Origin of the sequence: Nocardioides immobilis (assembly GCF_003515065.1) — a bacterium.
GTDB lineage: Bacteria > Actinomycetota > Actinomycetes > Propionibacteriales > Nocardioidaceae > Nocardioides > Nocardioides immobilis.
The window spans coordinates 317,350-330,954 of record NZ_QXGH01000009.1; the positions used below are offsets into that span (position 1 = coordinate 317,350).

General features: G+C 70.6%; 17 protein-coding genes. 4 read left to right on the forward strand and 13 right to left on the reverse strand.

Features of this window, described 5'->3' with window-relative positions; genetic code table 11:
* Positions 1 to 249 precede the first annotated feature (249 nt).
* The 10 genes from D0Z08_RS02445 to D0Z08_RS02490 form a co-directional block, all read right to left on the reverse strand.
* Complete coding sequence (locus D0Z08_RS02445; protein WP_245993558.1) at positions 250 to 1,038, reverse strand: class E sortase; 789 nt, start codon at positions 1,036 to 1,038, stop codon at positions 250 to 252.
* Between the two features lie 24 nt (positions 1,039 to 1,062).
* The gene (locus tag D0Z08_RS02450; protein ID WP_118922260.1) at positions 1,063 to 1,920 is read right to left on the reverse strand and encodes an SDR family NAD(P)-dependent oxidoreductase; all 858 of its coding nucleotides are present in this window, start codon (positions 1,918 to 1,920) and stop codon (positions 1,063 to 1,065) included.
* An 18-nt stretch (positions 1,921 to 1,938) separates the two neighbouring features.
* The gene (locus tag D0Z08_RS02455) at positions 1,939 to 3,114 is read right to left on the reverse strand and encodes an acyl-CoA dehydrogenase family protein (RefSeq protein WP_220453984.1); all 1,176 of its coding nucleotides are present in this window, start codon (positions 3,112 to 3,114) and stop codon (positions 1,939 to 1,941) included.
* A 75-nt stretch (positions 3,115 to 3,189) separates the two neighbouring features.
* On the reverse strand, positions 3,190 to 3,627 hold the full coding sequence (locus D0Z08_RS02460) for a CoA-binding protein (RefSeq protein WP_118922264.1): 438 nt from the start codon (positions 3,625 to 3,627) through the stop codon (positions 3,190 to 3,192).
* 34 nt (positions 3,628 to 3,661) lie between these two features.
* Positions 3,662 to 4,171: a 5-(carboxyamino)imidazole ribonucleotide mutase gene (gene purE / locus D0Z08_RS02465; protein ID WP_245993560.1), complete on the reverse strand. Its 510-nt coding sequence runs from the start codon at positions 4,169 to 4,171 to the stop codon at positions 3,662 to 3,664.
* 25 nt (positions 4,172 to 4,196) lie between these two features.
* Positions 4,197 to 5,357, reverse strand: a complete 1,161-nt coding sequence (locus D0Z08_RS02470; protein ID WP_118922268.1) for a 5-(carboxyamino)imidazole ribonucleotide synthase — start codon at positions 5,355 to 5,357, stop codon at positions 4,197 to 4,199.
* Positions 5,358 to 5,385: 28 nt separating this feature from the next.
* Positions 5,386 to 5,700 carry a winged helix-turn-helix domain-containing protein gene (locus tag D0Z08_RS02475; RefSeq protein WP_118922270.1) on the reverse strand — a complete coding sequence of 105 codons (315 nt, stop codon included), beginning with the start codon at positions 5,698 to 5,700 and terminating at the stop codon, positions 5,386 to 5,388.
* A gap of 107 nt (positions 5,701 to 5,807) precedes the next feature.
* The gene (locus tag D0Z08_RS02480; RefSeq protein ID WP_118922272.1) at positions 5,808 to 6,794 is read right to left on the reverse strand and encodes an adenylate/guanylate cyclase domain-containing protein; all 987 of its coding nucleotides are present in this window, start codon (positions 6,792 to 6,794) and stop codon (positions 5,808 to 5,810) included.
* Positions 6,787 to 7,311 carry a PH domain-containing protein gene (locus D0Z08_RS02485; protein WP_118922274.1) on the reverse strand — a complete coding sequence of 175 codons (525 nt, stop codon included), beginning with the start codon at positions 7,309 to 7,311 and terminating at the stop codon, positions 6,787 to 6,789. The genes D0Z08_RS02480 and D0Z08_RS02485 overlap by 8 nt, the downstream gene beginning before the upstream one ends.
* A 24-nt stretch (positions 7,312 to 7,335) precedes the next feature.
* Positions 7,336 to 8,148 (reverse strand): biotin--[acetyl-CoA-carboxylase] ligase, encoded by an 813-nt coding sequence (locus tag D0Z08_RS02490; protein ID WP_118922751.1) that lies wholly within the window; start codon positions 8,146 to 8,148, stop codon positions 7,336 to 7,338.
* An 84-nt stretch (positions 8,149 to 8,232) separates the two neighbouring features.
* Here D0Z08_RS02490 and D0Z08_RS02495 point away from each other — a divergent pair, with 84 nt between their 5' ends.
* Both D0Z08_RS02495 and D0Z08_RS02500 read left to right on the forward strand, forming a co-directional pair.
* The gene (locus tag D0Z08_RS02495; RefSeq protein WP_425454037.1) at positions 8,233 to 9,825 is read left to right on the forward strand and encodes an acyl-CoA carboxylase subunit beta; all 1,593 of its coding nucleotides are present in this window, start codon (positions 8,233 to 8,235) and stop codon (positions 9,823 to 9,825) included.
* A complete protein-coding gene (locus D0Z08_RS02500; RefSeq protein ID WP_118922278.1) occupies positions 9,822 to 10,076 on the forward strand; it encodes an acyl-CoA carboxylase epsilon subunit in 255 nt (84 codons plus the stop codon). Before D0Z08_RS02495 ends, D0Z08_RS02500 begins: the two co-directional genes overlap by 4 nt.
* A 213-nt stretch (positions 10,077 to 10,289) precedes the next feature.
* Here D0Z08_RS02500 and D0Z08_RS02505 read toward each other — a convergent pair whose 3' ends face one another.
* Entirely contained in the window at positions 10,290 to 11,405 is a 1,116-nt protein-coding gene (locus D0Z08_RS02505) for an epoxide hydrolase family protein (protein ID WP_118922280.1), read from the reverse strand.
* An 85-nt stretch (positions 11,406 to 11,490) separates the two neighbouring features.
* On the opposite strand from D0Z08_RS02505, the gene D0Z08_RS02510 reads away from it, so the two are divergent.
* Positions 11,491 to 12,450 (forward strand): helix-turn-helix transcriptional regulator, encoded by a 960-nt coding sequence (locus tag D0Z08_RS02510; RefSeq protein WP_118922282.1) that lies wholly within the window; start codon positions 11,491 to 11,493, stop codon positions 12,448 to 12,450.
* A 58-nt stretch (positions 12,451 to 12,508) separates the two neighbouring features.
* Positions 12,509 to 12,862: a DUF4345 family protein gene (locus tag D0Z08_RS02515; protein WP_118922284.1), complete on the forward strand. Its 354-nt coding sequence runs from the start codon at positions 12,509 to 12,511 to the stop codon at positions 12,860 to 12,862.
* A 7-nt stretch (positions 12,863 to 12,869) separates the two neighbouring features.
* Here D0Z08_RS02515 and D0Z08_RS02520 read toward each other — a convergent pair whose 3' ends face one another.
* Positions 12,870 to 13,295, reverse strand: coding sequence for a TA system VapC family ribonuclease toxin (locus D0Z08_RS02520; protein ID WP_182481104.1), 426 nt, complete (start codon positions 13,293 to 13,295; stop codon positions 12,870 to 12,872).
* On the reverse strand, positions 13,282 to 13,563 hold the full coding sequence (locus D0Z08_RS02525) for a ribbon-helix-helix domain-containing protein (protein WP_118922288.1): 282 nt from the start codon (positions 13,561 to 13,563) through the stop codon (positions 13,282 to 13,284). Before D0Z08_RS02525 ends, D0Z08_RS02520 begins: the two co-directional genes overlap by 14 nt.
* Between the last annotated feature and the right edge of the window lie 42 nt (positions 13,564 to 13,605).

Sequence of the window (13,605 nt, forward strand, 5' to 3'; positions counted from 1 at the left end):
CGAGAGAAACGGCCCCGAGAATGGCACCGGCGAGAACAACCGATCCGCGCATATCAGCCCCTTTGTTCACCCGGCTCAACGTCCCAATGCGGGACAGGTCACCCCCGGCGATCGAGAATTTCAACAAATCATAGTCATGGGGGGTGGATCCCCGCGACGGAAGGTGCAAAGTCGCGGTCCCCATCTCGAGGCGCGGGACTTCCCCATCCGGCTCCGGGGCCGACCCCGACCTGGTTTTCAGATGCGATATCACCGGTCGACCTCCACCTTCTCCACGAGATGACCGAACACGACGGACCGCAGGTCGGTGTGGAAGATCTCGGCGCAGCTGACGAGGGTGATCAGCCGTTGCCCGACGTCGTCGGGCGGCTGCACACCGCCGTCGGGGTTCTTCGGGAACGGCTGGATGACCCAGTCCTCGGTGAAAGGCACCTCGAGGTCGGTGCCGTCGAAGTCCAGCTTGTAGGTGTAGGTCGCCGTCCGGGTCTCGACGTGGACGAGGTCGCCCTCCTCGAGCTCCGGGAAGTCGGCGAAGGGCTCGCCGTGGGTCACGCGGTGCCCGGCCAGGACGTAGTTGCCCAGCTCTCCCGGGTCGGCGGTGTCCTCCATGTGGCCGATGCCGGCTGCCAGCACCTCGTCGGACGAACCGGCCAGCACGGGGACCGCGTAGTCCTTGCCCCAGCGCGGCACGTGGAGGATCGCCTCCGCACGGCCGAAGTCGGTGGTGACGGAGTCGTTGCCCTCGGCCCAGCCGTCCTGCAGGTCCGCGGCGACCGCTTCCTGGCGCCGGTCGGACACCCAGTTGGTGCCCCAGAACTGCCAGGCGACCCATGCCAGCACGGCGAGACCGGCGACGACCATCCCGTAGCCGCTCAGGGTGAGCCAGCGGGGCGCCTTCTTCTTCTGCGGTCGGCGGCGGCGGACACGCTGCCGCTCGACGTCGGGTTCCGACGTCGCCGCTTCCTCGATCTGGGTGATGGTGCTGCCCTCCGTTGTCGGCCTCTGCCCGGCCCAACGCTCCGAGCCGCGCTCGGTCACGCGGCCGCCTCTCCTTTGTACCTCTTACGGGCGTGCCGCGTTCACGAGTCGCTCGACAAGTCTCGGGGACACCAGGCCGACGGCAGCCAGCAGGGTGGCGTAGGCAGGCGTCATCGCCGTCGGGCGGTGGCGTACGGCGTGCACCACCCATCGCGCCGCGTCGTCGGGATCGAGCGCCGCGCGGACGCCGTACGCCGCCGTCGGCGCGATCATCGGCGTCCGCATCAGCGGGAAGTGCAGCGACGTGATCACGATGCCGTGCCGCCGCTCCTCCGCCTGCAGGCTGCGGGCGAACGCGGCGAGCGCGGCCTTCGACGCGTGGTAGGCGGTGAACATCGGCATCAGCCCGCCGGGGACGCCCCACGTCGAGGAGTTGATGACCTGGCCGCCACCTTGGGCGCGCATCGACTCCAGCAGGTTGAGGGTGAGCCGCACGGGCGCGTGGTAGTTGAGCCGCATCAGCCGGTCGTGGTCGGACGGGCGCTCGACCGTGTCCGCGGCCGACCGGCGGATCGAGTGGCCGGCGTTGTTGACCAGCACGTCGACGCCGCCGAAGCGGGCGATCACGTCGTCGGTGAGCGCGTCGATGGCATCGCTGTCGGTGAGGTCGCAGGGCAGGGAGTACGCCGTCCCGCCCCTGGCGGCGATCTCCGTCTCGAGCGCCTCGAGCTCGTCGGCCCGCCTCGCGACCGCGAGCACCTTGGCGCCCTCGAGGGCGAGCATGACGCCCGCGGCCCGGCCGACGCCGGACGAGGCGCCGGTGACGAGGATCCGCTTGCCCTTGATCGGTACGCCGTGCCCCGGCACGAGGGACGCCGGGGCCGGCAGCGGGTCGAGCGAGAGCCGGGCCAGCCGGCGCTGGACCCGTTCGAGCGGCGTCATGCGCGCCACCTTGTCAGATCAGATCTCGGACTGGATCCCGGTCAGGAGCTGGCGCGCCATCACGATCCGCTGGACCTGGTTGGTGCCCTCGTAGATCTGGGTGATCTTGGCGTCGCGCATCATCCGCTCGACCGGGTAGTCGCGGGTGTAGCCGTAGCCGCCGAGCACCTGGACCGCGTCGGTGGTCACCTGCATCGCGACGTCCGAGGCGAAGCACTTGGCGGAGGCGCCGAAGAAGGTCAGGTCCTTGTCGCCGCGCTCGGAGCGGCCGGCGGCGGCGTAGGTCAGCTGGCGCGCGGCCTCGACCTTCATGCCCATGTCGGCGAGTAGGAACTGCAGGCCCTGGTTGTCGGCGATCGGACGGCCGAACTGCTGGCGCTCCTTGGCGTAGCCGAGTGCGTAGTCGAGCGCGCCCTGGGCGACACCGACGGCCTGCGCGGCGATCGTGACCCGGGTGTGGTCGAGGGTCTTCATCGCGAGCTCGAACCCCTGGCCGACCTCGCCGATGATCCGGTCGCCGGGGATCCGGACGTTGTCGAGGTAGACCTCGAGGGTCGGGGAGCCCTTGATGCCGAGCTTCTTCTCCGGCGCTCCGAAGGACACGCCCTCGTCGGACCTCTCGACGACGAACGCGCTGATGCCCTTCGACCGCTTCTCCGGGTCGGTCTGCGCGAGCACGGTGTAGTACTCCGAGACGCCCGCGTTGGAGATCCACCGCTTGACGCCGTTGAGCACCCAGTCGTCGCCGTCGCGGACGGCGCGGGTCTTCTGGTTGACCGCGTCGGAGCCGGCGTCCGGCTCGGAGAGGCAGTACGAGAACCCGCCCTCGCCGCGGGCCAGCGCACCGAGGTACTTCTGCTTGAGCTCCTCCGAGCCGCCGATCTGCACCGGCAGCGAGCCCAGCTTGTTGACCGCGGGGATCAGGGACGACGACACGCAGGCGCGCGCGATCTCCTCGATCACGATCACCGTCGCCAGCGCGTCGGCTCCGGCGCCGCCGTACTCCTCGGGGACGTGGGGTGCGTGGAAGTCCGCCGCCAGCAGCGCGTCGTGCGCCTCCTGGGGGTAGCGGGCGTGCTCGTCGACGTCCGTGGCGTACGGCGCCACCTTCGCGTCGCAGATCGCGCGCACTGCCTCGCGGATCGCCTGGTGCTCCTCGGAGAGGCCGTAGTACTCGAAGTCGGGGTTGTCCACGCCCGAGATAGTAGGAAGTCCTACTGATTTCTGGCGATTCCGGGAGAGCCCGCTAGGCGGGGGCTGTGAGGGACCTCACGCGCGGGCGGCGCGCTCCCGGTAGAACCACTGCTGCGACGGGCAGACGTCCATCACCATCGGCACACCGGCCTCCGTCGTACGGCGGAACGCGGCCTCGTCGACGACGCCCATCTGGAACCACACGCCCTTGGCACCGACCGCCACGGCCTGGTCGGCGAACTCCCCCGCCGCCTCGGACCGCCGGAAGACGTCGACCACGTCGATCGGGAACGGGACGTCGGCGAGGGTCTGGTAGGCCAGCTCACCGAGCACCGTGAGGTTTCCGTCGGCACTCGGGTGGATCGGGACGATCCGCTTGCCGCGCTGCTGGAGCTCCTGCGCGATGGAGTACGCCGTCCGCCACGGGTTGCCGCCGAGACCGACGACCGCCCAGGTCTCGCCCTCGTCGAGCATCCGGTCGATGGTGGCCCGGTCCTTCCACGGTTCGCTCATGTCGGGTCAACGCCCGGAGGGCGGCGCTGCTTCCCTACTCGATGACCGGGGGCAGCGTGGCGCCGCGGACGGCGGCGCCCTTGGCCTGGGCGGCGGCCTTGAGGGAGGCCTGGAAGGCGGTCATCCGCTCCTGCAGGGCCGAGTCGCCTGCGGCGAGGATGCGTACGGCGAGCAGCCCGGCGTTGCGGGCACCACCCACCGCGACCGCGGCGACCGGCACGCCCGCGGGCATCTGCACGATCGAGAGGAGCGAGTCCATGCCGTCGAGGTACTTCAAGGGCACCGGAACGCCGATCACCGGAAGAGGCGTCACCGAGGCCAGCATCCCGGGCAGGTGGGCCGCTCCCCCGGCGCCGGCGATGATCACCTCGAGGCCCCGAGCAGCGGCGGTCTTGCCGTAGTCGAGCATCTCCTCGGGCATCCGGTGCGCGGAGACCACGTCGGCCTCGTAGGCGATGTCGAACTCCGCCAGCGCCTCGGCCGCAGCCCGCATCACCGGCCAGTCGGAGTCGGAACCCATCACGATGCCCACGCGCGCACTCACCCGCAGGAGCCTAGTGGGAGCGGAGTCAGTCGCTGTCGTTGCCCAGGTCCCCGCGGAACCAGGCTGCCGCATGGCGAGCCCGCTCGAGCACGTCGGCCAGGTCGTCGCCGTAGGCGTTGACGTGGCCGACCTTGCGGCCGGGCCGCAGCTCCTTGCCGTAGAGGTGCACGCGGAGCTGCGGGTCGCGGGCGAGGGCGTGGGGGTAGCCGTCGTACAGGTGGCCGACATCGGGACGCGGCGAACCGAGGATGTTGACCATCACCGTCCACCGGGCGCGCGCCGCCGGCGAACCGAGCGGGAGGTCGAGGACGGCGCGCAGGTGGTTCTCGAACTGCGAGGTGACGGCGCCGTCCTGCGACCAGTGGCCGGTGTTGTGCGGTCGCATCGCGAGCTCGTTGACCAGGATGCGGCCGTCGCCGGTCTCGAACAGCTCCACCGCAAGGATCCCGGTGACGCCGAGCTCCCCGGCGACGCGGAGGGCGAGCTGTTGGGCTTCCGCGGCGCGGGCCGGGTCGAGGTCGGGAGCGGGGGCGATCACCTCGTGGCAGATGCCGTCGAGCTGGGTCGAGGCGACGACGGGGTACGCCGCCGCCTGGCCGCTCGGCGCACGCACGACCAGCGCTGCGAGCTCGCGCCGGAAGTCGACCAGCTCCTCGGCCAGGACGCGGACCCCGGCGCCCTCGGCGGCCGCGAGCGGCTCGGCGATGTCGGCGGAGGTGCGGACGACCCAGACGCCCTTGCCGTCGTACCCGCCGCGGCTGACCTTGAGGACGCACGGCAGGCCGAACTCCTCGACCTCCGCCGCCGCCGAGACGACCGCCCAGCGCGGCTGCGGGGCACCGAGCCGCTCCATCGCCTCGCGCATGACGATCTTGTCCTGCGCGTGCACCAGCGCCTCGGGGCCCGGCCGGCAGGCCACCCCGGCGCCCTCGAGAGCGTGCAGGTGCTCGGTCGGCACGTGCTCGTGGTCGAACGTGACCACGGCGCAGCCGTCGGTCACCTGCTGGAGCGTCGGCAGGTCGCGGTAGTCGCCGACGAGCTGGTCGGGGATGACCTGGGCCGCGGAGACGCCGTCGGCCTCGGCCAGGAGCCGGAGCGGTACGCCGAGGGCGATCGCCGGCTGCGCCATCATCCGGGCCAGCTGGCCGCCACCGATGACGGCGATGCGAGGAGCGGGATCGGGCACGCCCGCACCCTATCGAGCGCGGTTCGCGCTAGAGCTTGACGGTCGCTCCGGTCTCGAACCGGAGGCCCTGGCCCCGCACCGTCGTGATCAGGGTGGGGTGACGGGTGTCGTCGCCGAGCTTGCGGCGTACCCACCCGAGGTGGACGTCGATCGTCTTGGACGAGGTCCAGAAGGTGGCGTTCCAGACTTCCCGCATCAGCTCGTCGCGGGTCACCACCGACCCCGCCCGGGCGATCAGTGCGTGGACGAGGTCGAACTCCTTGCGGGACAGCTGGATCTCCCGGCCCCCTCGCCACGCGCGACGACTCGCCGGGTCGAGCCGCACATCCTGCACCTCGAACACAGCCTCAAGGTAGGAATCAGCGCACCCGCGCGTGGGGGATCCCGAAAACTTTTGCAATTGGGATCCGGGTTTCTTGCGTAATCAACCCCAGTAACAGGCGTTCCAGGTCAGACGCGGCGGACGGTGAGCGGCTCCATCACGCCGAATCCGCGCATCGGCCGCGCGGGCAGCGGCCGGGTCTCGACCTGGTCGGACGGCAGCCGGCCGGCGGTGTCGTGGTCGATGATCACCCGGTTGCGGCGGGCCACCTGGGTCAGCCGCGAGGCGAGGTTGACCGGAGGTCCGAAGACGTCGCCGAGCCGCATCACGACGGACCCGGTCGCGAGCCCGATCCGTACGTCGGGCATCCGCTTGTCGCGGCCGATCACCTTGATGATGCCCTCGGCGGTCGCGAACGCTCCGAGGGCGTCCTCGTTCACGAACAGCACGGCGTCGCCGAGGCTCTTGATGAGCCGGCCCCCGTTGGCCGCGATGACGTCGCCGCACCGGGCCTCGAACACCTCGACCAGGTCGCCGATCTTCTCGCGGGTCAGCTCGTTGGACAGCGCCGTGAATCCCACGATGTCGGCGAAGCCGACGGTCAGGTCGGTGGTGTGGGGATCGGCGTCGATCGCGCGCATCGACTCGATCCGGGCGACCGCGGCGGCCAGGTGGCTGCGCCAGGCGTAGAGCAACACCGTCTCGAAGCGGTCGCCGTACTTCTCCAGCGCCCAGCGGGCGGCCTCGGTCGGCGTGGCTCCCGGACCGACCGTGTCTGCGAACATCTCCTCGATCGGCTGGATCAGCGCCCCGACCTCCCAGTCCGCCAGCCGCGCCATGCTCAACCCGGCGCCCCGCACGACGTTGAGCGCCAGGTCGAAGTCGACGAGCCCGTCGGACACCATGTCGGCGACCGCAGAGATCGCCTCGACGTCGGCCTCGCTGAAGGCCCGCTCGTCACCGCGCTCGGGGAAGCCGAGGGTGCGCCACAGCCGCCGGGCCTGTCGGACGGACAGACCTGCGCGCGCGGCCACGTCGGCCGCGGTCAGCGTCAGGTCGTGTCCGAGGAGTGTGCGCTCGTGGTCAGCGCCTCCCGGGAGCGTCTGGTCAGACACCTTCGTCGGCGCGCCGGTGACCGGCGCCGCCGTGGATGGCGTGCAGCAGCTCGTTGATCTGGCGCTGGGTCGCCTCGACGTGCGGGATGTCGTTGAGGCGCACCTCGCCGAAGGTCGACGCGTCGGTGATCACCAGGGTGCCGCAGCCGAACGGGCGGTCGATGAGGTTGATCTCCATCTGCAGGTCGCTGATCCGGGCGAGCGGGATGTCGTGGCCGCGCCGCGTGATGATGCCGCGGCGGGTGATCAGCCGCCGGTCGGTCACGCCGTGGACGGTCGTGAACCAGTTGAGGAACGGCCGGACCGTGAACCAGAGGATCCCGATCGCGCACAGCACCCAGACGATCCGCTTCCCCCAGGTCGCCGCGTCCCCATCGCCCAGGGCCACCTGGGCCCCCACGCCGATCGCGAGGAACACCACGAGGGCCAGGATCGGGCCGAACAGCGCCTTGGGGTGCTGACGGCACGAGATGAACAGCTTCTCGCCGGGGTTGAGCAGCTTCTCTGAGATGGCCACGGGAGGATCATCCCACCGCGGCGGTCATTCGGGAACGACGTGCACCACGTCGCCGGCGCCGACCTTCTCGACGCCGTCGGCGGTCTCCACGACCAGCCGGCCGTCGATGTCGACGTCCACGGCGCGACCGGAGATCGACGTACCTCCGGGGAGGTCGACGCGCACGTCCTGGCCGACAGTCGCACAGTGGGCGACGTACGACGACGCGAGCCGCGCCGCCGCCTCCGCGCCGCCGAACTGCCAGGCGTCGTAGCCCTCGCGGACGGCGGCCACGACGCCGAGCAGCACGCCCTCCCGGGTCGGGGTCAGGTCCGGGTGGGCGACGGCGAGCGAGGTCGCCGTGGGGACGGGCAGCTCGTCGGCCGCGGTGGACACGTTGATGCCGACCCCGACGACCGCCGCCGGGCCGCTGTCGGTCTCGATCCGCTCGACGAGGATGCCGGCGACCTTCCGTCCGTCGATGAGCACGTCGTTGGGCCACTTCACCCGGGTCTCGTAGCCGAACGACGCGAGCGCCTTCGACACGGTGTGCCCGGTCAGCAGCGGGAGCCACGGCCAGGACGTCGCCGGCACCGTCGGCCGCAGGACCAGGGAGAACGTGATGGCCGCGCCGGCCGGCGTCTCCCAGGTGCGGTCGAGGCGGCCGCGCCCGGCCGTCTGGTGGTCGGCGACCACCAGCAGGCCGTCGGCCGCGCCGGCGCGGGCACGGTCGGCGGCGACCTGGTTGGTGGACGGGCTCTCAGGGAGCAGCTCCAGAGCCAGATCGGGCGTCAGCGCGAGCTCGTCAGCGAGCACGTGAGCGTCGAGGGGTGGGCGCAGGTCCGAGTCACCGGTCACGGCCACTACCCTTCCACTCGAACGTCAAGGAGGCCAACGACCGTGACTGCCGAACCCACCAGCATTCCGAGTTCAGGGCTAGAGCTGCCCGACATCCACACGACGGCGGGCAAGCTCGCCGACCTCGAGCGCCGGCTCGACGAGGCGGTGCACGCCGCCGGGGAGAAGGCGATCGAGAAGCAGCACGCGAAGGGTCGTCAGACCGCGCGTGAGCGGATCGAGATGCTGTTCGACGAGGGCTCGTTCGTCGAGCTCGACGAGCTGGCCCGCCACCGCTCGGTCGCGTTCGGGCTGGAGAAGAACCGTCCGTACGGCGACGGCGTGATCACCGGATACGGCACCATCGACGGCCGCCAGGTGTGCGTGTTCAGCCAGGACTTCACCATCTTCGGCGGCTCGCTGGGCGAGGTCTACGGCGAGAAGATCACCAAGGTCATGGACCTGGCCATCAAGACCGGCTGCCCGATCATCGGCATCAACGAGGGCGCCGGCGCGCGGATCCAGGAGGGCGTCGTCTCCCTGGGCCTGTACGGCGAGATCTTCCGCCGCAACGTCCACGCCTCCGGCGTGATCCCGCAGATCAGCCTGATCATGGGCAACTGCGCGGGCGGCCACGTCTACTCCCCCGCGGTCACCGACTTCACGGTCATGGTCGACCAGACCTCGGCGATGTTCATCACCGGACCCGACGTCATCAAGACGGTCACCGGCGAGGACGTCTCGATGGAGGACCTCGGCGGTGCGCGCACGCACAACACCAAGTCGGGCAACGCCCACTACATGGGCACCGACGAGGAGGACGCGCTCGAGTACGTCAAGGCGCTGATCGGCTACCTCCCCCAGAACAACATGGAGGAGGCGCCGGCGTACGACCCCGATTACTCAGCCGCGGACGCCGTTGAAATCTCCGAGGAGGACCTGGCGCTCGACACGCTGATCCCGGACAGCCCGAACCAGCCCTACGACATGCACGACGTCATCACGACCGTGCTCGACGACGACGAGTTCCTCGAGGTGCAGCCGCTGTTCGCGCCGAACATCATCGTCGGCTTCGGCCGGGTCGAGGGCCGCTCGGTGGGCATCGTGGCCAACCAGCCGATGCAGTTCGCCGGCACCCTCGACATCGACGCCTCGGAGAAGGCCGCGCGGTTCGTGCGCACCTGCGACGCGTTCAACGTCCCGGTGATCACCTTCGTCGACGTGCCCGGGTTCCTGCCGGGCACCGACCAGGAGTGGAACGGCATCATCCGCCGTGGCGCGAAGCTGATCTACGCCTACGCCGAGGCCACCGTCCCGCTGGTCACGATCATCACCCGCAAGGCCTACGGCGGCGCGTACGACGTGATGGGCTCCAAGCACCTCGGCGCCGACCTCAACCTGTCCTGGCCGACCGGCCAGATCGCGGTCATGGGCTCCCAGGGCGCGGCCAACATCATCCACCGTCGCACGCTGGCCGCCGTCGAGGCCGAGGGCGGCGACGTGGAGGCGCGTCGGGCCGAGCTGATCGACGAGTACGAGACCCACCTGGCGAACCCCTACATCGCCGCCGAGCGTGGGTACGTCGACGCCGTGATCATGCCGCACGAGACCCGGGTCGAGATCGTCCGCGCCCTGCGGCTGCTGAAGACCAAGCGCGAGACGCTGCCGCCGAAGAAGCACGGGAACATCCCGCTGTGAGTGACGAGACGCCCGCCGACTCGGTGGTCGAGCCCGTCGAGAGCCCGGCCCCGCCGATGCTGCGCGTGATCACCCCGGACGCGACGCCCGAGCAGGTCGCCGCCGTGGTCGCCGTGTTCGCCGCGATGGGCGGCGGCGCCCCGGCGCCGGAGAAGCCCCGCTCGGAGTGGGCCTCCCCCGCGCGGCGGATGCGTGGGACCCACGTGCACTACCGCGGCGCCTGGCAGGCCAGCGCCCGCGGCGGCCGCTGAGCAGTGCTGTAACTCAGTGTTCGTGGCGCTCCCTCGGCACCACGTCCGCAACCACGGTGCTATGACGGGTCACAGCACCCAGGTAGTGGCGGCAACACCGAGATAGCCGGCCGGACATTTCTGCGGCCCGCCCGAGTCGACGCATCTCGGACGCCAGACGAGGCCGAGTCGGCGCATCCTCAGATGCGCCGACTCGGCGATTCTCAGACGAGATCAGGCGAAGAACACCCTCAGGTCGGACACGACGTCCTGGGGAACCTCCATCGCGGCGAAGTGGCCGCCGCGCGGGAACTCCGACCAGTGGTCGATGTTGGCGTTGTCGCGCTCGGCGAGGGACCGGATCGTCTGGAAGTCGTCCTTGAAGACCGCCACCCCGAGCCGCCCCTGGCTCACGACCGGCTCGGCGCCGGAGTGCTGCTCCTCGTAGTGGTACCGGGCGGCGGAGCCGTAGGTGTTGGTCAGCCAGTAGAGCGTTGCCTGCGCCAGCACCTGCTCGGGCCGCACCAGGCTGGTGCCGTTGCCGAAGCTCTCGAACAGCTCGCTGTAGGCCAGCACCCCGACCGGCGAGTCGGCGAGGCCGGCCGCGACGGTCTGCGGGCGGGTGCCGTTCATCTGGTTGTAGCCACCGACCGACTGGAACCACTGCATGTGCTCGAGCGCGGCGTACTCCTTCGGCCCGAACCCCTCGAACTCGCTCGGGTCGCCCGACGGGAACGAGAAGAGGTGCAGCACGTGGGCGCCGAGGAAGCCCTCCGGGTTGAGGACCGCCAGCTCACGGCCGACCAGGGCGCCGCCGTCACTGCCGTGGATGCCGTACGACGAGTAGCCGAGCCGGCGCATGAGCACGTCGTACGCCGCGGCGACCCGCGCCATCGTCCAGCCGGTGTCGGCGACCGGCGTGGACCAGCCGAAGCCGGGCATCGACGGGACGACGACATGGAACGCGTCGGCGGCGCTGCCGCCGTGGGCCTCCGGGTTCACCAGCGGGTCGATCATCTCGAGGAAGTCGAGCAGCGAGCCCGGGTAGGTGTGGGCCAGCAGCAGCGGGGTGGCGTCCTCGACCTGCGAGCGGACGTGGAGGAAGTGGATCCGCTGGCCGTCGACCTCGGTGATGAAGCCGGGGTGCTCGTTGACCCGGGCCTCGACGGCGCGCCAGTCGAAGCTCTTCCACTGCTCGACCATCTCGCGCAGGTAGGACTCCGGCGTGCCGTAGTCCCACGAGTCGCCGGGGACCGCCGGCGCGAAGCGGGTGCGCTCCAGCCGCTCGCGCAGGTCGTCGAGGTCGGCCTGCGGGACGTCGATGGTGAAGGGGGTGATCTGCTCGGTCATCGTTCTGCCTCTCGGTGTGGTTCCTGCTGATGAGGACGACGTTATGAGCCATTGCGGAAGGGTTCGTTCCTGATAAAACAGCCCTGTGAAGAAAACTTCCGGACGGCTGCTGGAGCTGCTGGGCCTGATGCAGGCACGGGTCGACTGGACCGGTCCCGAGCTCGCCGGACGGCTCGGCGTCACCGACCGCACGGTGCGCAACGACATCGCCCGGCTCCGCGAGCTCGGCTACCCGGTCGACGCGACCCGGGGCCGTACCGGCCATTACCGGCTCGGCGTCGGTGCCAAGCTCCCACCGCTGCTGCTCGACGACGAGGAGGCCGTCGCCGTCGCGGTCGGCCTGCGCACCGTCACCGGGGTCGCGGGCTTCGAGGAGAGCGGCGGCCGGGCGCTGGCCAAGCTCGAGCACGTGCTCCCCGACCGGTTGCGCCGCCAGCTCGCCGCCCTCCGGGACGCCACCAGCGCCGGCCCCGTCAACACCGACTCCAACGTCGAGGACCCCGAGGTCGATCCGGCGGTGCTCACCGAGATCGCCGCGGCGATCCGCGACCACCGCGGACTCCGGGCCTTCTACCGGGACGAGGAGCGGGTCGAGATCGAGCCCTACCGGCTGGTGGCGTGGCAGCGGCGGTGGTACGTCGTCGGCCGCGATCCGGCGACCGCCACCTGGGCGCCGTACCGGGTCGACTGGCTCACCCTCCGCACGCCCGGCGGCCGGGGGTTCCGGCCGACGGACTTCCCCGGGGACCTGACCGAGTTCGTCGTCCGCGAGGTCGCGCGCACCGGCTGGGCGGTGCACGCGCGGCTCGTCATCGACGCGCCGGCCGAGGAGGTGATCGCGCGGATCAACCCCGCTGTCGGCACCGTCGAGGCACTCCCCGAGGGCCGCAGCGTCCTGGTGACCGGCGGCGACAGCCTCGAGGTGGTGGCCGTCTGGATCGGCATGCTCGGCATCGACTTCACCGTCGAGTCACCGTCGGCGCTGGTCGACCACCTGCGGGTGCTGGCCGACCGCTACGCCGGCGCGGTCGCCGGCTCGGCGTAGCTCCAGGTTCCGCCCACGGTCGGATGCCGTGGACGCATCCGACGGCCACGATGGGGTCATGAACCGACTCATCGCCATCGGAGCGGCCGGGTACGCCGGCCTCGGTCTCGTCTCGTTCCTCAAGCCCGGAGTCGTGCCCGCGGTGATCGGCAGCACCGCACCGAACGCCGACTCCCGCACCGAGATCCGCGCCGTGTACGGCGGCCTCCCGCTCGCGTTCGCCGCGAGCCTGGTCGCGTCCCCCGCCTCCGGGACCGCCATCGGGCTGGCCACCGCCGGCATGGCGGCCGGGCGCGCGGCGTCGTCGGTCTTCGAAGGCGCACCGAGCCCGAAGATGGCCGGCTTCATCGCGCTCGAAGCCGCCACCGCGGCGGCGCTGCTGCTCGGCGCCCGCCGGCACCGCGCCGCCTGAGTCGGCTTCAGGCGGACAGTTCGAGGACGCGCACTCCGTCGAACCTGCGGTAGTCGCGATCAAACGTCACCACCTGCGCCCCGAGCGAAGTGGCACAGGCCGCGATGTAAGCGTCACTGACCAGGTTGCCGATTGCTCCGACGTCACGGCACAGGCGCTCGAAGTGACCCATGGTGTCGAACGCGTCGAGGTAGCGGGCATACGTCGGCTGGTCCATGACGGACCGGACGAAGGCCCAGACCTGTTCGTGCGTCGCCGGCGATTCCCACGCACGCGGGTTGGTCGCCGTCCTCACGAAGCCGCTCCAGACAACGTCCGGGACGGTGAGGGAATCGCCGAGCCCGGCATCCTCCCACCATTCGACCGCCCGATCATGGTGTGCATGGTCTGGCCGAAAGATGGCGATCAGGACATTGACGTCAGGGATATTCACCGCGCGCCATCCTCCTCGCGAGATCGTCCTCTTCGTCGTACATCACGTCGTACAAGCCCGCGTTGGTCCGCAGGTCGATCCCAGGCTTCACCCCGAGCGGCCCGTCGTAGATCGCCAAGGGAACACCGGGCGCGGGATCCGGTGCCGCAGACGCCAGGTAGCGCTGCAGCGCCTCCTCGATGAGGTCGCCGAGCGTCTTGCCCTCGCGCTTGGCGCGCTGCTTGATGGTCTCGAGGAGACCGTCGTGGATGTTGACCGTCGTGCGCATGTGATGATTCTAGCATCACCAACGACGCATCACCTGCATCAC

Bases quoted from the DNA above. Each gene is read 5' to 3' on its own strand.
- D0Z08_RS02525 (WP_118922288.1), bottom strand. From the start codon at position 13,563: ATGCGCACGACGGTCAACATCCACGACGGTCTCCTCGAGACCATCAAG.
- D0Z08_RS02505 (WP_118922280.1), bottom strand. From the start codon at position 11,405: ATGACCGAGCAGATCACCCCCTTCACCATCGACGTCCCGCAGGCCGAC.
- D0Z08_RS02515 (WP_118922284.1), top strand. From the start codon at position 12,509: ATGAACCGACTCATCGCCATCGGAGCGGCCGGGTACGCCGGCCTCGGT.
- D0Z08_RS02460 (WP_118922264.1), bottom strand. From the start codon at position 3,627: ATGAGCGAACCGTGGAAGGACCGGGCCACCATCGACCGGATGCTCGAC.
- D0Z08_RS02450 (WP_118922260.1), bottom strand. From the start codon at position 1,920: ATGACGCCGCTCGAACGGGTCCAGCGCCGGCTGGCCCGGCTCTCGCTC.